Source organism: Streptomyces melanogenes (assembly GCF_014649795.1).
Lineage (GTDB): Bacteria > Actinomycetota > Actinomycetes > Streptomycetales > Streptomycetaceae > Streptomyces > Streptomyces noboritoensis.
The window spans coordinates 703288-723258 of record NZ_BMTS01000001.1 but is presented as its reverse complement, the minus strand read 5'-3'; the positions used below and the strand labels follow the sequence as shown (position 1 = coordinate 723258).

Annotated in this window: 21 protein-coding genes and 2 riboswitches; of the genes, 10 read left to right on the top strand and 11 right to left on the bottom strand. The window is 71.6% G+C overall.

Annotated elements, in window-relative coordinates; all coding sequences use genetic code 11:
- Nucleotides 1–47: 47 nt before the first annotated feature.
- A complete protein-coding gene (locus IE252_RS03305; protein ID WP_190087679.1) occupies nucleotides 48–500 on the bottom strand; it encodes an iron chaperone in 453 nt (150 codons plus the stop codon).
- Nucleotides 501–638: 138 nt separating this feature from the next.
- Nucleotides 639–1139: a cupin domain-containing protein gene (locus tag IE252_RS03300; protein WP_190087678.1), complete on the bottom strand. Its 501-nt coding sequence runs from the start codon at nucleotides 1137–1139 to the stop codon at nucleotides 639–641.
- A gap of 230 nt (nucleotides 1140–1369) precedes the next feature.
- Between IE252_RS03300 and IE252_RS03295 the strand changes: the two genes are divergently transcribed.
- Entirely contained in the window at nucleotides 1370–2245 is an 876-nt protein-coding gene (locus tag IE252_RS03295) for an NmrA family NAD(P)-binding protein (RefSeq protein ID WP_190087677.1), read from the top strand.
- Between the two features lie 33 nt (nucleotides 2246–2278).
- Here the strand turns inward: IE252_RS03295 and IE252_RS03290 are convergent, their stop codons facing one another.
- A complete protein-coding gene (locus IE252_RS03290; RefSeq protein WP_190087676.1) occupies nucleotides 2279–2857 on the bottom strand; it encodes a CGNR zinc finger domain-containing protein in 579 nt (192 codons plus the stop codon).
- Nucleotides 2858–2937: 80 nt separating this feature from the next.
- Between IE252_RS03290 and IE252_RS03285 the strand changes: the two genes are divergently transcribed.
- Nucleotides 2938–4188 (top strand): MFS transporter, encoded by a 1251-nt coding sequence (locus tag IE252_RS03285; RefSeq protein WP_190087675.1) that lies wholly within the window; start codon nucleotides 2938–2940, stop codon nucleotides 4186–4188.
- Here the strand turns inward: IE252_RS03285 and IE252_RS03280 are convergent.
- Nucleotides 4134–5126 carry a TIGR01777 family oxidoreductase gene (locus IE252_RS03280; RefSeq protein ID WP_190087674.1) on the bottom strand — a complete coding sequence of 331 codons (993 nt, stop codon included), beginning with the start codon at nucleotides 5124–5126 and terminating at the stop codon, nucleotides 4134–4136. The genes IE252_RS03285 and IE252_RS03280 overlap by 55 nt on opposite strands.
- A gap of 300 nt (nucleotides 5127–5426) precedes the next feature.
- On the opposite strand from IE252_RS03280, the gene IE252_RS03275 reads away from it, so the two are divergent.
- Nucleotides 5427–5813, top strand: coding sequence for a VOC family protein (locus IE252_RS03275; protein WP_190087673.1), 387 nt, complete (start codon nucleotides 5427–5429; stop codon nucleotides 5811–5813).
- On the top strand, nucleotides 5810–6451 hold the full coding sequence (locus tag IE252_RS03270; RefSeq protein WP_190087672.1) for a TetR-like C-terminal domain-containing protein: 642 nt from the start codon (nucleotides 5810–5812) through the stop codon (nucleotides 6449–6451). Before IE252_RS03275 ends, IE252_RS03270 begins: the two co-directional genes overlap by 4 nt.
- 75 nt (nucleotides 6452–6526) lie before the next feature.
- Here the strand turns inward: IE252_RS03270 and IE252_RS03265 are convergent, their stop codons facing one another.
- Nucleotides 6527–6976, bottom strand: a complete 450-nt coding sequence (locus tag IE252_RS03265; protein WP_190087671.1) for a carboxymuconolactone decarboxylase family protein — start codon at nucleotides 6974–6976, stop codon at nucleotides 6527–6529.
- A gap of 84 nt (nucleotides 6977–7060) precedes the next feature.
- Here IE252_RS03265 and IE252_RS03260 point away from each other — a divergent pair, with 84 nt between their 5' ends.
- Complete coding sequence (locus IE252_RS03260; RefSeq protein WP_190087670.1) at nucleotides 7061–7939, top strand: sigma-70 family RNA polymerase sigma factor; 879 nt, start codon at nucleotides 7061–7063, stop codon at nucleotides 7937–7939.
- A 125-nt stretch (nucleotides 7940–8064) separates the two neighbouring features.
- Here the strand turns inward: IE252_RS03260 and IE252_RS03255 are convergent, their stop codons facing one another.
- On the bottom strand, nucleotides 8065–8526 hold the full coding sequence (locus tag IE252_RS03255) for an SRPBCC family protein (protein WP_190087669.1): 462 nt from the start codon (nucleotides 8524–8526) through the stop codon (nucleotides 8065–8067).
- Between the two features lie 138 nt (nucleotides 8527–8664).
- Between IE252_RS03255 and IE252_RS03250 the strand changes: the two genes are divergently transcribed.
- Nucleotides 8665–9087 (top strand): MarR family winged helix-turn-helix transcriptional regulator, encoded by a 423-nt coding sequence (locus IE252_RS03250; RefSeq protein WP_229847912.1) that lies wholly within the window; start codon nucleotides 8665–8667, stop codon nucleotides 9085–9087.
- Between the two features lie 23 nt (nucleotides 9088–9110).
- Here the strand turns inward: IE252_RS03250 and IE252_RS03245 are convergent, their stop codons facing one another.
- Together IE252_RS03245 and IE252_RS03240 are read right to left on the bottom strand one after the other, a co-directional pair.
- The gene (locus IE252_RS03245) at nucleotides 9111–9518 is read right to left on the bottom strand and encodes a carboxymuconolactone decarboxylase family protein (RefSeq protein ID WP_190087667.1); all 408 of its coding nucleotides are present in this window, start codon (nucleotides 9516–9518) and stop codon (nucleotides 9111–9113) included.
- Nucleotides 9515–10180, bottom strand: a complete 666-nt coding sequence (locus tag IE252_RS03240; protein WP_190087666.1) for a class II aldolase/adducin family protein — start codon at nucleotides 10178–10180, stop codon at nucleotides 9515–9517. Before IE252_RS03240 ends, IE252_RS03245 begins: the two co-directional genes overlap by 4 nt.
- A gap of 91 nt (nucleotides 10181–10271) precedes the next feature.
- Here IE252_RS03240 and IE252_RS03235 point away from each other — a divergent pair, with 91 nt between their 5' ends.
- A complete protein-coding gene (locus IE252_RS03235) occupies nucleotides 10272–10694 on the top strand; it encodes a MerR family transcriptional regulator (protein ID WP_229847910.1) in 423 nt (140 codons plus the stop codon).
- A gap of 79 nt (nucleotides 10695–10773) precedes the next feature.
- Here the strand turns inward: IE252_RS03235 and IE252_RS03230 are convergent, their stop codons facing one another.
- Both IE252_RS03230 and IE252_RS03225 read right to left on the bottom strand, forming a co-directional pair.
- A complete protein-coding gene (locus IE252_RS03230) occupies nucleotides 10774–11433 on the bottom strand; it encodes a hypothetical protein (RefSeq protein WP_190087665.1) in 660 nt (219 codons plus the stop codon).
- A 221-nt stretch (nucleotides 11434–11654) separates the two neighbouring features.
- Nucleotides 11655–13421, bottom strand: coding sequence for an outer membrane protein assembly factor BamB family protein (locus IE252_RS03225; protein ID WP_190087664.1), 1767 nt, complete (start codon nucleotides 13419–13421; stop codon nucleotides 11655–11657).
- Nucleotides 13422–13605: 184 nt separating this feature from the next.
- A riboswitch (cobalamin riboswitch) is annotated at nucleotides 13606–13678 on the top strand.
- Nucleotides 13679–13810: 132 nt separating this feature from the next.
- Here IE252_RS03225 and IE252_RS03220 point away from each other — a divergent pair.
- Nucleotides 13811–14299 (top strand): DUF4430 domain-containing protein, encoded by a 489-nt coding sequence (locus IE252_RS03220; protein WP_190087663.1) that lies wholly within the window; start codon nucleotides 13811–13813, stop codon nucleotides 14297–14299.
- Nucleotides 14300–14368: 69 nt separating this feature from the next.
- Here IE252_RS03220 and IE252_RS03215 read toward each other — a convergent pair whose 3' ends face one another.
- On the bottom strand, nucleotides 14369–15784 hold the full coding sequence (locus IE252_RS03215; RefSeq protein ID WP_190087662.1) for a prenyltransferase/squalene oxidase repeat-containing protein: 1416 nt from the start codon (nucleotides 15782–15784) through the stop codon (nucleotides 14369–14371).
- A gap of 97 nt (nucleotides 15785–15881) precedes the next feature.
- Nucleotides 15882–16011: riboswitch (cobalamin riboswitch) on the bottom strand.
- Between the two features lie 334 nt (nucleotides 16012–16345).
- Between IE252_RS03215 and IE252_RS03210 the strand changes: the two genes are divergently transcribed.
- Nucleotides 16346–19087 carry a prenyltransferase/squalene oxidase repeat-containing protein gene (locus IE252_RS03210; protein WP_229847908.1) on the top strand — a complete coding sequence of 914 codons (2742 nt, stop codon included), beginning with the start codon at nucleotides 16346–16348 and terminating at the stop codon, nucleotides 19085–19087.
- Complete coding sequence (locus IE252_RS03205) at nucleotides 19084–19971, top strand: hypothetical protein (protein WP_190087660.1); 888 nt, start codon at nucleotides 19084–19086, stop codon at nucleotides 19969–19971. Before IE252_RS03210 ends, IE252_RS03205 begins: the two co-directional genes overlap by 4 nt.

The following is a 19971-nucleotide window of genomic DNA, read 5'->3' as shown; positions in this document are numbered from 1 at the left end:
CGGTGCCGGGAGAGATGCGCCCCCGGCTCGTCCCCCGAGCCCGCGCCTCAGTTCACCGCCTGCTTCACCAGCGCGGCGATCCGTGTCTCCACCTCGGCCGTCACCTCGGTCAGGGCGAAGGCCGACGCCCACATCGTGCCCTGGTCGAGCTTGGCCTGGTCGCTGAAGCCGAGGGTGGCGTAGCGCGTCTTGAACTTCTCCGCGCTCTGGAAGAAGCAGACGACCTTTCCGTCCAGCGCGTAGGACGGCATCCCGTACCAGAGCTTCGGCGCGAGCGTCGGGGCGTTGGCGGTGACGACCGCGTGGATGCGCTCCGCCATGATCCGGTCCGAGTCTGGCATCTCGGCGATCTTCGCGAGGACTTCCTGCACCGCCAGCGCCGCCTTCTCCTCGCGCGAGGTGCGGCGCGACGCCGTCTTCAGCTCCTTGGCGTGATCCTTCATCGCGGCCCGCTCATCGGCCGTGAACCCCTCGTACCCACTGCTGTCGGTGCTGCTCATCACGCATCTACCCCTTGAGGACCTCGGTGTGCGGCTCTTGAAGGGGACCTTAACCGGGGGCACTGACAACGGGGCTCAACAGCGGCCCTCGCGCGCCCGCTTGGTCGCCGCGCCCCCCTGTTCAGCGCACCCGCTCGTTCACGACGCGGCGAGGGCGGCGCGCCAGGCCGGGCTGTCGACGTAGTGGTTGTCGTAGCGCTCCGAGGACTCGGCGATCTTCTTCGGGTCGGTCTCACCGCGCATCACGCTGCCGAGCAGCCGCAGGTAGTCGAAGCGGCCCATGCCCGGCGTGAAGGTGAACAGGACGTCGGCCTCGCAGCCCGGGGCCGCCGCGAAGGCGTGCGGGGTGTGCGGGGGCACGGCGAGGAAGTCGCCGGCGTTCAGGACGGTGACCTCCTCGCCCACCAGCACCTGGAGGGAACCGCTGATCACGAAGAAGAGCTCGGTGGCCTTGGTGTGGAGGTGCGCGGGAGCGCCGACGGCTCCCTTGGCGAAGGTGGAGCGGTACGAGGTGAACCCGCCCTCCGGGCCGTCCGTGTCGGCCAGCAGCGTCATCACGCTGCTCGGGTCGGCACACGTCTCGGCCTCGGCGGCGCGGGTGAGGAGCGCGTCGAAGCCGGTGTTCTCGCTGGTGTTCATGCTGTTCATGGTGGTTTCCCCTCAGGTTCACAGCGGGCTCGTCGCCGCTGTGATCACTACTCTATGAAGCCGAAAGACCTTCGACAGAGTGCAATTCGGCGCAGAAATGTGAGGTCAATTGGGGAGCCGCCATGGCCGGTTCCCAGCGTCGTCCTGCTCGACGAGACGACTGCGTACACGCGGGGCCCTAGAGTGCGAAGTGCCAGCGGAGTCCACGAAAGGGACACCCGATGACCCTCGTGGTCACCACACCGACCGGACACGTGGGTTCGCGCGTGGTGCGGCTGCTGCTCCAGGCCGGCGTCCGCCCCCGCGTCCTGGTTCGCGACCCCGCCCGCCTGGACGAGGCGACCCGGGCGCGGGTCGAGGTGCGCCAGGGCGACCTGACGGACGCCGAGTTCGTACGCGACTCGGTGGCCGGGACCCGGACCCTGTTCTGGGTGGATCCCACGCCCCACACGACGGCGGATCCCATCGAGACCTCGCTGCGGACCGCTGCGCCGCTGATTGCGGCTGCCCGGGCAGGTGAGGTGGAGCGGGTGGTGCTGTTGAGCAGCATCGGGGCGGAGAAGCGGCACGGGGTCGGGCACATCGACGCCCTGGCCGGGATCGAGGAACAGCTCGACGCCACCGGAGCGCACGTCCTGCACCTGCGCTGCGCGTACTTCTTCACCAACCTGCTGTTCAGCCTCGAAGGCCTCTCCCAAGGCGTCCTGACCACGGCGTTCGATCCCGACCACCCGATGCCCTGGGTGGATCCGCGCGACATCGGAGACGTGGTCGCGGCCCGACTGTTGAGCGACAGCTGGCGGGGGCGAGTGGTGCAGGCCGTACACGGGCCGGAGGACCTCACCTTCCACCAGGTCGCGCGGATCCTCACCGAGGCGCTCGGGCGCCTGATTCGGCTCGACCCCGTCAGCGACGACGCGACGCGGGACGCGCTGCGCGCGGCGGGGCTGCCGCCGTCGGCGGTGGAGGGCATGGTCGGGATGACCGCCGGATCGCGCGGCCTGGTGCCCGAACAGCCCCGCGACCTGCTCACCACCACCCCGACCCCGCTCAGCGCGTGGGCTCATGCGCATCTGCGTCCGCTGCTGGAGGGGTGACAAGGGACTGCGGCGGATTTCGGGGGGGGCGTCTCAGCCGCCCGCGTCCTTCCGGGCGCGGAAGGCCGCGGCCTTGGTGCGGTTCTGACAGGCCGTGGAGCAGAAATGGCGGGCGGCGTTTCGGGACGTGTCGACGTACACGCGGTCGCAGCGCTCTGCCCGGCACACGCCCAGGCGGCCCGCGAGGCCGCCGCCCACTGCCAAGGCGAGCGCGGTGGCGCAGCTGGCGCTGCACCCGGCCGCGAACGAGTCGTTGGCGCCGTGGAAGTGCATCTGCCAGGGCTCGGCCCCGGTCCGGTCCAGCCGGGGCCCGGCGCCGGTGTCGCGCAGCAGGGTGTTGACGGTCTCGGCCGCGGTGTCCGTCCTGCCGTCCTGCATGGCCTGGAAGACCTCGCGCATACGGTGTGCCGTCCCGGCCAGGTACGCGGCCTGTTCGGTGTCGATGGCGCGCGGGAGCGAGGCCGCGGTGCGCGGGATCGCGGCGTCGATCGCGTCCGCCAGCTCCGCTCCGTGCGGCGCGGCGTAGGGGCGGCCGCGCGCCTGCCCGTCGGTCAACGTGTTCACGAGCGATACGGCCTGGTCCAGCAGCACCGCGACGTGACTGTCGAACATCACTTGACCAGTCACTCCTTCCATGGTTAGGTCCGTGACTGACATTACTCGATTCGACAGTTACGCGAGGGGTGGCGGCCATGCCGCGGACCGTATGGCTGCTGGTGGCGGCACGGGCGATCAACCGGCTCGGCGCCTTCTCCCTGCCCTTCCTCACGGTCCTGATCAGCAGCGACTTCGGTGCGAGCACCACGACGGCGGGCCTGCTCTCGGCGGCCTTCGGCCTGGCGACGATCCCCTCCCGGCTCGCGGGCGGCCGATTGGCGGCCCGCCTCGGACGCCGCCGTACGATCGTGGTCGGCCTCACCGGCTGCACCCTCGCCCAACTGGGCATCGCCGCCGCCGGTTCCCTGACCGCGGTGGCCTGCTTCGCGATCCTGCTCGGCCTGGCCTTCGAGCTCTACGAGCCGCCGAGCCAGGGGATCATCGCCGACACCGTGCCGCCCGCCGAGCGGGTACGCGCGTACAGCCTGCTCAATGCCGCGCTCGCCGCGGGTGGCACGGGCGCGGGCCTCATAGCGGCGGGTCTGGGCCGCTACGACCTGCGCTGGCTCTTCGTCGTCGACGCGGTCACCTGTCTGGCGTGCGCGCTGGCTCTGCGGATCGCCCTGCCCGCCGACCATCCGCGCCCAGCGGCGGCGGACCGTACTCCCGCTGCCCGACACCGGGAACTCGGCGCCCCGGCCGGCCCGTGGCGCGACCGCGCAGTGTGGGCGATGTTCGCGTCGGGTACGGCGTTCGCGCTCATCTCCATGCAGATCGTCATGGCGCTGCCGCTCACCCTGGACCGGCGCGGCCACGAGTCCGCCGACGCCGGGCTGCTGTTCACCGCGTCGGCCGTGACCGTCGTGGTGGCCCAACCGGCTCTGCGTCTGCGCCGCCTCACAGCGCTCGCCGCCCCCGCGGCCCTCGCCCTCGGTTACGCCCTGCTGGGGATCGGCCTGGCCGGTTACGCGGTCGCGCACACCCTCCCCGCGTTCCTGATCGCGACCGCCGTGTGGAGCCTGGGCGATGTCATCATCCTGGGCCGCGCCCTCACCGTCGTGGCCGACCTAGCCCCGCCCGGCGCCACCGACCGCTACCTCGCCGCGTACGGCATCAGCTGGGGCATCGCGACCACCGCCGCCCCCGTCACCGCCACGCAGATACTCGAACACGCCGGAGTGACGACCCTATGGACGGCCACGGCAACCCTCGCCCTGGCACTGGCCGCCGTACAACTCCTCGTCGTCAAACCACTCATCGACCAGGCACCGGTTCGCAGCCCCGCAGACTCTCAACGCACGCCTGACCTGGCCGGACGTGAAGCCGCATCCACGACCGGGCCCTGACGCCGACGTCGGCGCCCGACCAGATCCCGGGCGGCGTCCGGCCACTCACCGTGGTCGAAGGTGAAGCCCGCGTCGAGGAGGCGGCCGGGGACGACGCGGCGGCTCTTCAGCAGGAGTTCGGTGTCCGAGCGCAGGACGAACGCGCCGAGTTCGGCCATGCCCTTCGTGGCGGGCAGGCCCACCGGGACCCTCCAGGCGGCACGCAGGGCCCGCATGAAGGCGCGGTGCGGAAGCGGGGCGGGGGCGGCGAGGTTGACCGGGCCGGAGATGTCGTCCCGGTCGCCCAGGAACTGGACGGCGCGGACGAAGTCGTCCTCGTGGATCCACGACACGTACTGCGCGCCGCCCGCGACGGGCCCGCCGAGGCCGAGCCGTACCATCCACGACATCACGTCGAAGACGCCGCCCTTGTCCGGGCTCATCACCATCGCGGAACGCAGCGCGACCTTGCGCGTGTGCGGGGTGTCGGCCTGCCGCTGCGCCTGCTCCCAGGCCTTGGCGATCTCGACGCTGTAGCCCCAGTAGCCCGGGACGCCGGGCTCGGCGCCGCCGAGCACACCGGTGGCCTCGTCGTGGGCCGCGTCATGGCGGTGGGCGTAGATGGTCGCGGTACTCATCTGCAGCCAGAGGCGGGGCGGCCGGGCGGCGGCCGCGATCGCGCGGCCCACGGCCTGCGTCGAGCGCACCCGCGAGTCCATCATGGCCCGCAGGTTGTCCGGGGTGTAGCGGCAGCTGACACTGCGGCCGGCCAGGTTGATCACCACGTCGCTGCCGTCGATCTCCTGGGTCCACGGACCCGCGCTCTCACCGTCCCAGTAGACTTCGCGCTCGCGTACGGGCCGCCGGGTGAGGATCACGACCTCATGGCCGACGGCGGTCAGAGCACGGTCAAGCACGGCGCCGACCTGCCCGGTTCCGCCAGGAATGACTACCTTCATCAGCTTCCCCTCCCTCTGTTGGCCTGAGCCTAGAGCAGGACTTGAACGCGTTCAAACGGGGGTTGAGGAGGTGATCGGATTGATGCCACGCCGGGGCGGACACCCGAAGGGGCCGCCCGTGACACCGGACAGCGACTGCACAGCCCCTCCCCCAGCACGGCAAAGCCCCAACCACCCCTCCCCACACACCAGACGAGCCACCCCCCCCTTCCCCACCACCCCCTCTCCCTGTTACGATCCGACCCGGACCGAATCGAAATAGCGACCGGCTCCACCGACCGACCGAAAGGCTCCGACCTCATGCTGCGCGTCAAGGACTTCGACCACCTCGTCCTCAACGTCCAGGACGTCGAGCGCGCCCTCGACTTCTACACCGGTCCCCTCGGCCTGGAGCCGGTCCGCGTCGAAGAGTGGCGGGCCGGAAAGGTGCCCTTCCCGTCCGTCCGCGTCAGCCCGACGATGATCATCGACCTGTTCGACCGGCCGCGCGGCGAGTCGAACGTCGACCACATCTGCCTCGTCGTGGACCCGCTCGACTGGCAGCAGGTCATAGACGAGGGCACCTTGACCGTACTGGAGGGCCCGGTGCCGCGCTTCGGTGCGCGGGGCAGCGCCACCTCGGTGTACGTCCAGGACCCGGAGGGCAACACCGTCGAGCTGCGCTGGTACCCGGAGGACGCCGAGTGAGTGCGGCCGGGCGCCCGCGCGACCCGGCGATCGACGCCGCCGTCCTCGCCGCCACCCTGGAGATCCTGCGCACGGACGGCTACCCGGGCTTCGCCCTGGAGGCGGTCGCCGCACGGGCCGGGACGACGAAAGCGGCCATGCGCCGGCGCTGGCCACTGCGCCAGAACCTGCTCATCGACGCACTCGCCTCGATCCTCACGATCCCGCCCGTGCCCGACAACAACTGCACCCGCTGCGACCTGATGCAGAGCGTGCGGCTGCTGGACGAGGCGCTGCACGAGCGGCTGCCCCGTGGTGTCCTGGCACCGCTGGTCGCCGACTGCGCCCGCGTACCGGAGTTGCACCAGCGGCTGATGGAGGTGCTCGTCCAGCCGAGCAGGCAGGCGGCCACGGCGGCCGTCGAACAGGCCGTCAGCCGGGGTGACTTGCGCCCCGGCGTCGACCCGCACGTCCTGGTGGACCTGCTCGCCGCCTCCGTATACCAACGCGCGCTCCTGGGCGACACCACGACGGCCCGGCCGTCCGCGGCCGACACGGTGGATCTGCTGCTGCGCGGCGCGGCGGTCGACTTCGACCGCCTCGTACAGATCAGCCAAACCCCCGCCCACCTCCGGCAACACCCGGCCAGCCACACCTGACCGCACACACGAACACAGTTGGGATGTCGGCCTTCGGGCCGGTCCCAAGGCCTGACGACTGGCGTCCCACCCCGCTCACCAGGTCTTACCGGCCTGCTCCCGGGTCGTACGGTTGATCCGGTTGAAGAAGTTGGTCGTCGCGATCTCCAGGATGAGCGCGGACAACTGCTCCTCCGTGAAGTGGTCGGCCACGGCGTCCCAGATCTCGTCGGTCACACCCGCCGCGCCGTCCTGGATACGGGTGGCGGCCTCGGTCAGTTCGAGCGCCGCGCGCTCTTCATCGGTGAAGAACGGCGTCTCGCGCCAGGCGACCACGTTGTGCAGCCGCTCCTCCGTCTCCCCGGCCTGCATCGCCGCGTCGACACCGGCGAAGACGCACGGGCTGCAGCCGTTGATCTGGCTGGCGCGCAGGTGGACCAGTGCCAGCAGGCGGGGATCGACGCCCCCGGCGTGAATCGCCTTGTGCAGGTGCTGGATCGCGGTGGTCAGATCCGGGTTTCCGGCGCTCTTCATACGTGCTTCCATCGGGTCCTGCTCCCTCATCCGTTACGTGTGCCCTTCAGGGCCCGTCATCACCCATGACGGAGCGGATCCGAGGAAGGTAACAACATGTCAGACGCCAACCCGACGGACCTGGTGGCCGAGGTCTTCGAGTCGCAGCGGGACCGGCTGCGCGCGGTCGCCCACCGCATGCTCGGCTCGCACGCCGACGCCGAGGACGTCGTACAGGAGGCATGGCTACGGCTCTCCCGCCAGGACGCGGCCGACATCCACAACCTCACCGGCTGGCTGACCACGGTGGTCAGCCGGATCAGTCTCGACGTCCTGCGGGCGCGCCGGACACGCCCCGAGGCGTCGTACGACGACGGGCTGCCCGAGTTCGTGGTGACGCTCGACAACGTGCCCGCTCCCGAGGACGACGTGGTGCTCGCCGACTCGGTCGGGCTCGCCCTCCTCGTCGTCCTGGAGTCGCTCCGGCCCAGCGAGCGGCTGGCGTTCGTGCTGCACGACCTGTTCGCGGTGCCGTTCGCCGAGATCGGCCAGATCCTCGGCAAGTCCACCGACGCCACCAAGATGCTCGCCAGCCGCGCCCGCAGGAAGGTGCGGGCGACCGAGCGGCCGACGGGCGTCGGCCGGGAGCAGCGGGAGGTGGTCCGGGCCTTCCTCGCGGCCGCTCGTGACGGCGACTTCGAGGAACTGCTGCGGGTGCTCGACCCGGACGTGAAGCTGACCCTCGACACCGCCGCCGGTGCGGTCGTCGCCCTCGGCGCCGCCAAGGTCGCCGCAGGCGCGAAGCTGTCCGCCACCGCGGCGGTACGTGGATGCGCGGTGCTCGTCAACGGCCTCCCCGGGGTCCTCTCCTGGCACGAGGACGGCATCCCGCACACGCTCCTCGCGTTCACGGTCGCCGACGGCCGGATCACGGAGATCACGGCCGTGGTCGACCCGGCCAAGCTGGCGCTGATGGACCTGCCGGGTCCGGTGTGACACCGCAGGAGCCGGTCTGCCGCCAAGGGGCGCCGCGAGGGACCGGCCGCCATCGGAGTCCAGCGCCATCGTCACTGCCCCGACACGATGTGCCGGCGCAGTGACGCCCACAACGCACCAACGGCTCAAGCCGATCGCGCGGCGACCGCTTCCCGGGTAAGAGCCAGGGTCTTCTCCATGGCGGCCGGGTAGCCGACCCGCATGGACGCGGCGATCCGCTCCGCCTCCGCGTCGTCGTCCAGGTCGAGTTCGGCCCAGAAGGTCAGCGTCAGCTCACCGGCATCGTCCTCGCCGAGGTCGTTGTGGATCACCCAGCGGACGCGGTCGTCCTCGCGGTAGAAGCTGACCCGCCGCTCGTGCTCGAAGGCGACCCTCTCCCGCACTCGCTCGCCACTCTGGAAGACCACGTCACGGACTAAGCCGTTCTCGCTGCGCTCGACAACGACGCACTCGACCATTCCGGCCACGAAGGGCACCGCGTTCGCGGCCTTCCGCAGCAGTCCGGCCCAGACGTCCTGCCGGTCGAGCCGGACCTGATCCGAGTCGCCGGGCTGGTTCACGCGCATGGGTTCGCTGGTCACTCGCATGGTTGCGGACTCCTCTTGATCGGCAATTGCTTGCACGGCCAAGTAAATGCCCATGCCGGACGGATTTGCAAGTGGCGTAGGTATTTTGAGCGATCAACTCGTCGCGTGAGGGGTGTTCCTTGCCCGTACAATCAATGCGTGCACGCCGACATCGACACCACCAGCCACGCGATCGTTCGGGTCGCCCGCTCGCATCGCGCCGCCGCCGAACGCCTGCTGCGCAGTTCGGGCCTGCACGCCGGGCAGGAACTCCTGATGATGCATCTGTGGGACAACGGCCCGCAGCCGCAGAGCGCGCTGATCGAGCTGCTCGGCCTCGATGCCTCGACCGTGACGAGGGCGGTGCAGCGGCTGGAACAGTCCGGCTTCGTCCGCCGCGTGCGGAGCGAGACCGACCGCCGCGCCGTCATCGTGCAGCCCACCGCCGCCGGGCAGGCCCTGCGCGACCAGGTCAGCCAGGCCTGGAAGGAGCTGGAGGACCTCACCCTGGCCGGCCTCACCGAGCCCGACCGGGCCGAACTCGCCCGGCTGCTCGCCCTGGTGGAGCGCAACCTGACCTGACGGCCGGGGAGGGACGGGGGGCGCTATCGCCCTTCGGCACCACCCCCGGGCGGCAGGAGTTCGGCGATGATCTCGGTGCCGAGTGCGTACGCCGGCACGCCCGCGGTGATGAGCGCGGTCTCGGCGACGCCGATGAGGTCGGCGATACCGGCCCCGGCGTGGAGCGCGCCCTGGGCGTGGATGCGGGCGGGGTGGGCCCGGCCGAGGGCCAGCAGCTGTCCGAAGTGGACGAGCTGCTGCACCCGCGCTCCCAGGGGGTTGTCCGTCAGCACGATGTGGCGCAGCGCCGCGATGGCCTCTTCGGTCGGGAGCCGGCCGAACTCCTGGGCCAGGCGCAGCCGCTCCTCCACCCCGCTCGGAACGGCTCCGAGGGTGGAGCGGTAGCGGTCCCGTACGGCCTCCGCACGGGAGGCGAGGCTGTCGTCGCTCATGCCGTGGCCTTCGCGATCGCGGCGCGCACGGCCTCCTGGGCGCCCGGCGGGAAGTCCACGGCCCCGCCGATCGCCGCCGCGGCGATCTCGGCCTCGGCGCTCTCCTCGATCGCCACCACGAGGTGGGCGGTGGCCGCCGAATCCGGGCCGAACACCAGGAGGCCGTGGTTGGCCAGCAGGACCGCGGACGTCGTCGGGCGCCGCTCCAGTACGTCGGCGATACCGCGCACCGACACGTCCGAGCCGCGCGGCCCCCAGGGGACCACCGGGACCTCCTCGGCCTGCCCGAAGCGCAGCATCGGCTCGGTGCGGCACGGCAGCGGCCGGTGGGCCACGGCGAAGGCGGTCGCGGAGGGTGAGTGGGTGTGGATGATCGCGCCGACATGGGGGCGGGCCCTGTAGACGGCGCTGTGCATGGCGATGATCTCGGCGCTGACGGACTGGAGTTCGCCCTCCAGGACCTGCCCGTCGAAGCCGACGGTCGCCAGTTGCTCGGTCCGCAGCCCCTGGACGAACCCCGGCGTCAGCAGGAGGCGTTCGCCGTCGAGCCTGGCGCTCAGGTTGGCGTGCCCGGAGTGGGACATCACCCCGGCCGCGAAGAGCCTCTCCGCGGCTTCCACCAGCTGGTCGGCCCGCTCTTTCACCACGTACGTATCGCTCATACCGGCATCTCCAAGTGTGCTGCCAGCGGCCGCTCGTTCGCCGCTGTCCACGTGCCGACCACTCTCCAACTTGAACTAAGGTTTAAGTCAAATGCCGGGACCGAACGGGGCCGCCGGACGGCAGCAGGAGGAGGAGCGGAACGTGCGTATGACGATCGGCCGACTCGCCGAGATCACCGGAGTGCCCGCTTCGGCCATCCGCTACTGGGAGCGCCACGGCCTGCTGCCCGCGCCCGAGCGGGAGAGCGGGCAGCGGCGCTATCCGCCGGAGGCCGCCGAGCGGATCACGGTGCTGCGCAAGTGCCAGCAGGCCGGGCTGACCCTGGTCGAGATCAGGGAGTTCCAGCGCGACCAGCCGCACCGCGAGGCGATGATCCGCGCCAAGATCACCGAGATCGAGCAGCGCATGATCGACCTCGACCACGCCCACCAGCTCCTCACCCACGCCGTGAAGTGCAGCGAGGAGGACATCGTCAAGTGCCCCAAGTTTCGGGAGCAGATGGCGGGTTGGTGACGTTCGGTGTCGTTCAGTTGCTGCCGTGGTGGCGTGCCCGGAAGGGGCCGCTGGTGGTGCCGTTTGGGCCGCACACCCCCTAGAAGCGCCGCAGTCGCAGCAGGAACTGGCAGCCGCCGGGGCGGTTGTCGGCGTCGATGCCGACCGTGACCGGGTTGCCGGCGTACGCCGTGCGGTACTGGCCCGCAGGGAGGTAGTTCTTGCACTGGCCTGCGTCGCCGTCGGGGTAGAACTGCACGTCGAGACCGATGTCCGAGCGACCGGACACGGCGAGGGTGAGGTTGCAGTACCCCGAGCGGTTGTCGGTGTCGACCCGGACGCTCGGGCCGAAGGTCTGGAAGGGGCGGATCGGCATCTGATACGTGCCCTGGGCACCGCACTGGCCGCTGTCCCCACCGGGGTTGACGTAGAAGGCGTAGCTGATGGACGCACCCGCGAAGGTGTTGTCCGGGTCGTACACACCGAAGGCGAGCTGGCAGCCGCCGGGGCGCCCGTCGGTGTCGAAGCGGATGGGCTGGGTCCAGTCCGGCGAGGTGGCCCACTGCTGCCCGGTGCGTCCGCCGCACTGGCCCGCGTCACCGTCGGGGTTGTACTGGATGCCGACCTCGGGGGCGGCGGCTCGCGGACCCGTCGGCACGGCGTGGGCCGCCGTGCCGGTGAGCCCGGCGGTCGCCAGTGCCCCGGCGGCCAACGCACAGGCCAGCCGCCCACGGCGGCTGCTCGACCCTGATCTGCTCATGGTGTCCCTTCCGGGGTGTCGTCGAGGCCCACCGGTTCGGTGGGCACCAGCTTCGACGAGCGCCTGACGCGGGGACAACCCTGCCCCGGGCACACCCGGAGGGAATGCGCCCCGCGCGCGAACCGTGTCCATCAGGCGACATGCCGTACGGGCGGGCTCCCCGGCAGCTCACCCGACGCCCGGATTGACGCAAACCCACCCCGGGGTTTCCAGCCGCGTCGTCACTTTCCGAAGGACAGCAGCGTGCGGTCCTTCCGCTGGGCCGTGGGGCTCTGGACATGGCCGTTGAGCAGGAAGAAACGGCCGTCCGACCAGGCCATACGGGGGGTGAGGAAGAAGGCGCGTTCGGTGGCGGCCGCCGCTGCCGGGGTCTGCAGGAGGATCTGGGGAGCGCCGCCGGTCGCCGCGATGGTGGCCACGGCGGCGGAGTCGTTCGGGTCCTTGCCGGGGTGGACGTACACCACCGCCTTGCCGCCCTCGACGGCCACCGGCCGCATGGCACGGCCGCGGGAGTCCTTCGTACGCCACTTCTCCTTGCCGGTGCCCAGGTCGATGGCGACGACCTCGTTGGTCTCCGGTTCGCCGAGCACGGCGCCGCCCGAACCCGCGGTGCCGAGGTAGAGGGTGGCCGCGTCGTTCGCGGCGAAGGTGCAGGCGTGGAGGTTTCCGCTGCCGTCACCGAAGCCGTCGCACGCGCCGGTGACCTGGAACTTCGGCTCGACCTGCCAGCGGACCTTGCCGTCCGGCGCGAACGACGTGATGTTCCACGCCTTGGTGTCGCCGTTGCGGGCGGCCACGATCAGCGGGTCGGTGGAGTAGACCCGGCCGACGTTCCAACCGGCGGGGTATTTGTAGTTCCACTTGGACTTGCCGGTGGCCGGGTCGAGTTCCTCGATCAGCTGCTGCGACTTGGTGGTGCCGGCGGCGGACGGGCACAGGTCCACACCGATCAGCCTGGTGCCGCCGCCGATGGTGTACGGGCTGCAACCGTCGGTCTTCCACGTGCCGAAGGTCTTCTTGCCGTCGACGGCCGAGAAACCGCTCGCGTAGGCGCTGTGGCCGACGGCGACGGTGTCGCCGGTGATCGCGAGCCGGAACTCGTTGGTGGTGTCGAACTCGCTCTCCTGCGGCACCTCGACCTTCCAGCCCACCTTGCCCGTGGCCAGGTCGATCTGCTGGAGGTACTTGCAGTGGGCGCGCTTGGTGTTGTTCTCCAGCGTGGCGATGACCAGCTTGCCGTGGGCGGTCGGGGTGTGCCCGGCGCCGCACACGGGTGTCTCCAGGGCCACGCTCCACTTCAGCGCGCCGTCGGCCACCGCGTGCCCGGTGACCTCCTTGTACATGGCCCTGGCCACGATGTCGCCGAGCCGCCACGGGCCGAACTGCACGCCGCCCGCCGAAGTCAGCTGGGTCTCGTTCTCACGCACCCAGACGCGCGCCTCGCCCGGTTTGATCCCGTCGTTGAACCCGTCACCGCCGCTCGCGCCGCCGTTTCCGCTGCCCGTGCCGTCGCCGAGGTCGACCGACGGGGATGCGGAGGGCACGGCCGCGTCACTGGCCGACGCCGCCGGTTTGGCGGGCTCCCCGTCGTCGCCGGTGGCGAGGTACACACCACCACCGACGGCCAGCAGGCCCGCGACCACGGCGGCCACGATCACCACTCGCTTGCGGCGGAAGGGCCCTTGACCGCCGCTGCCCGGTGGGGTCGGCGGGGCCGTGGGCGGAGTCTGGTCGTACGGGGACGGGATCGGCGAGCCGTATCCACCGGGGTACGGGGGCTGCGGCGGGTAGCCGGTGCCGCCGAGGGGTTGGCCGTAACCACCGGGCTGGGCCGCTCCTGGCTGACCGTAACCGCCGGGCGGACCGGGCGCGGGCTGGCCGTAACCAACCGGCGGTATCTGGCCCGGCTCTCCGTAACCACTTGGCTGGGCATACGGGTTGCCCGGAACCGGCTCGTGCGGCGGCTGTTCACTTGGCGGATGGCTCACAGCGACTTTCCCCCGAATTCGCTACCGAAATCACTACCTTGACCCCTCGGTGCTCTTTCTATCACTCCCCGCACCGGGCCCCGCATACTGCCGCTGCCGTCTCTCTGGTCTTCGGGATCCACCACGCCCTACGATGCAACTCCCCGGCCCTGCCGGGGAGTACAACCAAATGTGTGCGTGTCCGGGGGAAGCCGGTGGGAATCCGGCGCTGACCTGCAACCGTGAGCGGTGACCGTGTGCCGCGAGTCGGGTGGCCCGGCGCGTTACGCGCGTATCGCTTCCCACTGTCATGGTCTGCAGCGCGAAGCACCCCTTTCCGGGCCCCTGATCGGGAGCGCGGTGTGCAGGGGTGCGGCCTGTCGGCCCGTACCCGCCTCGAAAGGCACACCATGCGCCAGCACGTACTGCACCGCACCCTGATCACCACGGCCGCACTCACCTTCGCCCTGGGCGCCGCCCCGGCCGTCGCCCAGGCCAAGCCCGCGCCCGTGCCCAACGCGCCGGTCACCGTGTCCCTCACCGTCCAGGGCCCCGACGGCCCGCTCTTCAACGGCAGAGTGAGGACCAAGGGGCACGACGTGACGACCGTCGCGGGCGGGACGCACAAGTGCGACGGCACCAACGGCGCCGCCCACCCGGCCGCCGTGCCCACCCCGACCGCCGCCCTCGACGACGCGGCCCGCCGCCACCACTTCACCTGGGACGGGGCCTGGTACGCCTCGTTCGACGACTTCTCCGTCGACACCGTCAAGAACGTGAGCGGCGGCGGCTCGGCGTACTGGAGCATCTCCGTCAACGGCACGCCGACCCCGGTCGGCGGCTGCCAGTTCGCGCTGAAGTCCGGCGACAAGGTGGCGTTCACCTGGACCGCCTTCTAACCGGACTTCTCCACCGGAACCGGTCCGGTACGGGCCCGTCACGCACGGGCCCGCACTGGTCGGATCGGGTCAGGCGCCCCAGCGCAGCGCGATGGTGTCGCCTATGCCGACGGTCGTACCTCGGTCGGCACCGGTGAACGCGGCCCCGTCGAGGCTCACCTTCCACGTCCCGGAGCCGCTGTTGGCCTTGCCGTTGACGGCGGTGACGGGGCCCGTGGCGCCGGACGACGGCGTCACCGAGGTGACGCACCCGGACGGTACGGACGCGGCCGTCGCGGCGGTGAGCACATCGCCGAGGGTCGTCGTGGAGCCGGTCGGCGTCACGGAGACCGAGCAGACCTTGAGGTTCCCGGCGCCGTCGTCGACGGTCAGGGCCAGCTTGGCGGCCGAGCCCGGGGTGAAGGCCGTCTCACCGACCCACTTCGGTGCGCCGAGCGTCACCGGCGTGGGCGGCGCGGCCGTGAAGCCGCCGCCCGCGACCGCGCGCAGGGCGTCGATGGAGGCGTAGGCCTGGGGCACGGTGTCGCTCGGCAGGTACTTGAAGCCGCCGCCGGGCTTGAACTGCTGGGCGATGAGGAAGTCGACCGGGGTCTTGCCCATGGAGGTGAGGAAGTCGCCGGTCTGCGGGTTGATGCCGCAGGCGTTCAAACCGGAGACGGCCCACCCGTTGGAGTCGGTGTTCACGCCGAACATGCCGTTGAAGGCACCGCTGCCGGGCACCAGCTTGCCCTTGAGGAACGCCTTGGCCTGGAGGACGTCCGCGTCGGTGTTGGGCACTCCGGCGACACACAGGGCCGCCATCGAGGCGCCCGTCATGTCGATGTCGCTCGCGGAGTTGAGGGCGGTCGGGTTGCCCTCGGCCTTGCTGAAGTTCCAGCCGCCGTCGTTGTGCTGGTTGGCCCGGATCCGGGCGACCACCGAGTCCAGCAGGGCCTGCGGGACGCGCTGCCCGCCCGACTGCGTTCTCGTACCACCGAGGGCGAGTGCCGCGAAGACCGTGCCGTTGTAGTTGGAGGACGAGCCGAAGTAACCGGCCTCGGCGCTCTGCCAGTAGCCGTAGACGTCGGCCACGAGGTTGCGGGAGGCGGAGACCCGGGCCGGGTCGACACCGGCGGCGTACGCGTTGAGCGCACCGCGCTCATAGTCGGTGACGACCGGCGAGGCCGAGGGCCAGCCCGCGGTGGACAGGAGGTTCCGGTACACGGTGCGGGCGTTCTTCGACGTGTCGCCCCCGGGCGTGACGTCGACAGCGGCGGTCCCCGCGGCGGCGAACGCGCTGAACGCCCACTCGTTGGACAGGCCCGAGCCGGCGTACGAACCGTCGGCGGCCTGGAGGGACTTGAGGTAGGCGACGCCGTTCGTCTTCGACGTGGCGATCTGCGCGGGCGTGGACGTCGCCGACGCGGGCAGCGCCGTCAGGACGAGGGCGCCGAGGGCGGCGGGTATCGCCACGGCGATGCGGCGGGAGGCGTGGGTACGGGACATGACCTGCTCCTGGGATGAGGGACGCGGCCCGACACACCTCTCCGGAGCGGGAAGACACCGGAGGCGGCGGCCGCCGTCCGAACGCGTGGTACGGCTTCCTGTGCTGCTCTGCCGTCCGGGCATTCGGGCTCGGAACGGCCCCCTGCCGTCCACACCGCTGCGCGTCAGCCCCGGATTCACACCGGATTCCCCCGTCTGGCAAGACCGGACGCTACCGGAGGGATCATTGCCGTGTCAGCGGCCCTGGCACCCGAAGTCCGACATGTCCGCGATGAGATCCAGCACACGTTGACTCCGTCTTTACCTCCGTGTTTCACTCCGCCTGATAAGCACGAACTGATGAGCACTCAACTCCAGGGGAAGCCGGTCGAATTCCGGCGCTGACCCGCAACCGTAGGCCCGGGCCGAGCCCGGGCGAGCCGGACTGCCTGGAGTCAGGCAATGCAGCGACACAACGCCGTCGCGGACTACGGCGTGGTTCGACCGCCTCCCGTCGGCACACACCGGCGGCGGGTCCGTTTCGCCACGCTTCCGACCGCCCGGCCGAGGCGAGGGGCCGTGGTGGGGACCACAGAGCGAACAGACCGGCGCACGGGCACCAGAGGGCTCCTGTCCCTCGTCACGGCGGCGCTCCTCACCCTCGCCGGTGGTGCGGCGTTCCTCTCGGGCACGGCGCCCGCGGCCGCCGACCCGATCGAGAAGTGCACCGCGACCACCGGGGCCGTGGTCGCCGTCGACTTCGGCCCCTTCGGCGGCAAGGTGGAACGCGGCTGCGACGCCACCCCCACCAACGGCTACGACCTCCTGCACGAGGCCGGATTCACCACCGAGGGCACGCAGCACGACGGCCCGGCGTTCATCTGCCGCCTCGGCTTCGGCTCCTTCGACTCCGGTACGAAATACCCCACGCCCGACAAGGAGGACTGCGTCCTCACCCCGCAGGCCACCGCCTACTGGTCGTACTGGACCGCCTCGCCGGGACAGGACACCTGGACCTACAGCGCGTACGGCGCCATGGACCGCAAGCCGAAGGCCGGTGACGTGGACGCCTGGGTGTTCGGCGGCACCGACGTGGGCGGGACCACCGGCCGCCCCGCCTTCACCCCCGACCAGGTCCGCGCCTCGGGCGGCGGCGACACCGACCCCACCGTTCCGACGGTTCCGGCCGGTCACGTGGACGTTGCGGCCGCCGCGAAGTGGCTGACGGGCAGGCTCTCGGACGGGGAGCGCGTCGTCGGCGACAGCGGCACCCCGGACCACTTCCTCACCGCCGAGGCCGCGTTCGCCCTGGCCGCGGCGAACGGCAAGGGCCCCGGCCTCGACAAGGTCACCGCGTTCCTGGCCAAGAACACCGACGCGTACGCCTATCCGGCCGGGAAGACCGGAGCCCCGGACGCGGGCGCCGCCGCCCGGCTCGCCCTGCTGGCCGAGGCGACCGAGGGCGACCCGCACGCCTTCGGCGGGCACGACCTGGTCGGCGATCTGGTCAAGCACCTCTGCCAGGCGGGGCCGAGCTCCGGCACTCCCACCCCCGGCTGCACGGCCAAGGGCGACTTCCCGAACGCCGGATACGCCGAGGGGCAGAGCCTGGCCCTGCTGGCCGTGGCCCGCGCCGGAACCACCCCGCCCCCGGCGGCCGTGACCCGACTGACGCAACTGCAGTGCCCGCAGGGCGGTTTCACCAGCATCCTCATCGGGCCCGGCGAGAACTGCGACCCGGACCCGGCGACCACCGGCCTGGCCGTCCTGGCGCTCGGCAAGGCCGGCGGGCAGGACGCCGTCGTCGCGAAGGCACGTACGTATCTGAAGAAGGCCCAGCGCTCCGACGGCGGTTTCCCCGGCTACACCGACTCCCCCACCGCCTCACCCTTCGCCACCGCGTACGCGGCGCAGGCGCTGCGGACCCTCGGTGACACCGCGCGGGCCGACGCGGCCGTCTCGTGGCTCTCCAGGCAGCAACTCCCCGACGGGGGCTTCGGGTTCGACGAGGGCGCCACCGACGCCGCTGTCTACCCGACCGTTCCCGCCGTCCTCGCGGGCCGGGGCACCAGCCTGGCGACGCTGACGACGAAAAAGCCCGAGCCCACCCAACCTCCGACCACACCGACCACCCCGACCAAGCCGCCGACGATCCCGCCGGGCGAGGGTCCTGACCTGCGCAAGGGCGTCGCCTACCTCACCCGTGGGACCAACCTCCTCCAGGGGGCGTACTACAGCGCGGGCGGCGGAACGGGCCGGGCCGACTTCGGACTCACCATCGACGGCGCCTACGCGCTCGCCGCCACCGGCCTGGACAACAACAAACTGCGCGGCATCGTCGACTTCCTCGACAAGCGCGGCAAGGACGGCGCGGGGCGGACCGTCGACGACTGGACCTCGGTGGGCACCAAGTACGCCGCGGGCGGCTCCATCGGCAAGACCGCGCTGCTGGCCGAGGCGGTGGGCCGCGATCCGCGCGCCCTCGGCGGCCACGACCTGATCGCCGCGCTCGCCAAGGCGGTCTGCACCGCTCCGAGCAAGGCGCCCGACCGCAGGTGCGCGGCCAAGGGCAACTACACGTACGCACCGGCCGTCTTCGCCCAATCCCTGGGCGTCATGGCCCAGCTGCGCGCCGGGGAGAAGGACGCGGCACAGGAACCCCTCGCCTATCTGAAGAGCCTTCAGCAGTCCTCCGGTGCCTGGCCGAGCATCATCCCGAGCACGGGCGACTCCGACGTGGACTCCACCGCCATGGCCGCCATGACCCTGGACCTGGCCGGGGACGCGGCCTCCCGGGCCGCCGTGGACAAGGCCCTGGCCTGGATCGCGACCCGCCAGCTGCCGGACGGCGGCTTCCCCGGCGCGGCCGGCGACTCCGTGAACTCCGCGGCCCTCGCGGTCCAGGGCCTGTCGCTCGACTCCGCCAAGTACAGCGCGCAGATCTCCAGGGCCCGCAAGTTCCTGGCCTCGCAGCAGAACGGCGACGGCGGCTTCAACATCGCCAAGGAGGGCCAGCGCGGCTCCGATCTGCGGGCCTCCACCCAGGCGGTCGGCGGCGCCACCGGCATCTCCTTCGCCCGCCTCACCCGCGACCTGAGCGGCACCACCGCCCAGCCCACCCCGACCCCGCCCTCCTCCACGGGCGCTCCCACCATCATCACGCCGGGCGAGACCGGTACGGGCCGTTCCGGCGGCGGCAGGCTCGCCTCCACCGGAGTGCAGGCGGGCGCTCTCGCCATCAGCGCCGCTCTTCTCGTGCTCGGCGGCTGGGTTGTCACTGCGACAGCGCGCAAGCGCCGTACGACGGTCGGGGGCCATCGATGACGGCCCACCTCGCCCGTGTGGCGACCGCTCTCGGCCTCGCGGCGGCGGCACTGGCCGTCACCACGAGCCCGGCCGGGGCCGCCCCGCAGCCGATGGGGCAGTGCACGACGTCGTCAGGCGTGGTGCTCGCGGTGGACTTCAGCCACTGGGGCGGACCCGTCTACCGCTCCTGCGGTACGACACCGACGACCGGCTACGAACTGCTCAACCAGGGCGGCTGGGCCACCACCGGCACCGGCCACGACGGCCCCGCCTTCATCTGCCGCATCGGCTACAGCGGCTACCAGGGCGGCAAGCAGTACCCCACACCCCAGCAGGACGACTGCGTCCTCACCCCGCCCGCCTCCGCGTACTGGTCCTACTGGCACGCCGGTCCGGGCGCCGACACCTGGGAGTACAGCCAGCTCGGCGCCATGCTCTACAAGCCCGAGCCGGGCAGCGTGGATCTGTGGATCTTCGGCGGCACCGACATCGAGGGCACCCGCGGGCGCCCCACCGTCACGCCTGGTCAACTCCGGGCGCACAACGACCGTCCCACGGGCGGCGGACAGCCCGCGCCCGAGGACTCCCGGTCCGCGCCCGCACTGCCACCCGGCACCGACACCGGCCCCGCACCGAAGCGGCCCACACCGACCCCCTCGGCGCCCGTGTCGCCCTCTCCGTCCACCTCCGCGTCACCGTCTCCTTCCGCCACGGCGACGCCCACGCCCTCCGCCTCCACCGCCGCACCCACCCCACGGACCCGGGTCCTGGACGCCGCCCCGGCCGCCGACGCCGAGCACGACGCCGGGTCGTACCTGCCCGCCGTCGCCACCGGCGCCCTGGTGCTCCTGGTGGGCGGCGCGGCCGTGTACGCGGCCAGACGCCGCCGTCGTACGGAGTAG

What these genes read in the sequence shown, in the direction of transcription:
- IE252_RS03205 (WP_190087660.1), top strand. Translation starts at nt 19,084, where the DNA reads ATGACGGCCCACCTCGCCCGTGTGGCGACCGCTCTCGGCCTCGCGGCG.
- IE252_RS03235 (WP_229847910.1), top strand. Translation starts at nt 10,272, where the DNA reads ATGCCGGGACCGAACGGGGCCGCCGGACGGCAGCAGGAGGAGGAGCGG.
- IE252_RS03300 (WP_190087678.1), bottom strand. Translation starts at nt 1,139, where the DNA reads ATGAACACCAGCGAGAACACCGGCTTCGACGCGCTCCTCACCCGCGCC.
- IE252_RS03245 (WP_190087667.1), bottom strand. Translation starts at nt 9,518, where the DNA reads ATGAGCGACGACAGCCTCGCCTCCCGTGCGGAGGCCGTACGGGACCGC.
- IE252_RS03285 (WP_190087675.1), top strand. Translation starts at nt 2,938, where the DNA reads ATGCCGCGGACCGTATGGCTGCTGGTGGCGGCACGGGCGATCAACCGG.
- IE252_RS03220 (WP_190087663.1), top strand. Translation starts at nt 13,811, where the DNA reads ATGCGCCAGCACGTACTGCACCGCACCCTGATCACCACGGCCGCACTC.
- IE252_RS03280 (WP_190087674.1), bottom strand. Translation starts at nt 5,126, where the DNA reads ATGAAGGTAGTCATTCCTGGCGGAACCGGGCAGGTCGGCGCCGTGCTT.
- IE252_RS03215 (WP_190087662.1), bottom strand. Translation starts at nt 15,784, where the DNA reads ATGTCCCGTACCCACGCCTCCCGCCGCATCGCCGTGGCGATACCCGCC.
- IE252_RS03255 (WP_190087669.1), bottom strand. Translation starts at nt 8,526, where the DNA reads ATGCGAGTGACCAGCGAACCCATGCGCGTGAACCAGCCCGGCGACTCG.
- IE252_RS03260 (WP_190087670.1), top strand. Translation starts at nt 7,061, where the DNA reads ATGTCAGACGCCAACCCGACGGACCTGGTGGCCGAGGTCTTCGAGTCG.
- IE252_RS03240 (WP_190087666.1), bottom strand. Translation starts at nt 10,180, where the DNA reads ATGAGCGATACGTACGTGGTGAAAGAGCGGGCCGACCAGCTGGTGGAA.
- IE252_RS03275 (WP_190087673.1), top strand. Translation starts at nt 5,427, where the DNA reads ATGCTGCGCGTCAAGGACTTCGACCACCTCGTCCTCAACGTCCAGGAC.
- IE252_RS03295 (WP_190087677.1), top strand. Translation starts at nt 1,370, where the DNA reads ATGACCCTCGTGGTCACCACACCGACCGGACACGTGGGTTCGCGCGTG.
- IE252_RS03290 (WP_190087676.1), bottom strand. Translation starts at nt 2,857, where the DNA reads ATGTTCGACAGTCACGTCGCGGTGCTGCTGGACCAGGCCGTATCGCTC.
- IE252_RS03265 (WP_190087671.1), bottom strand. Translation starts at nt 6,976, where the DNA reads ATGGAAGCACGTATGAAGAGCGCCGGAAACCCGGATCTGACCACCGCG.
- IE252_RS03230 (WP_190087665.1), bottom strand. Translation starts at nt 11,433, where the DNA reads ATGAGCAGATCAGGGTCGAGCAGCCGCCGTGGGCGGCTGGCCTGTGCG.
- IE252_RS03305 (WP_190087679.1), bottom strand. Translation starts at nt 500, where the DNA reads ATGAGCAGCACCGACAGCAGTGGGTACGAGGGGTTCACGGCCGATGAG.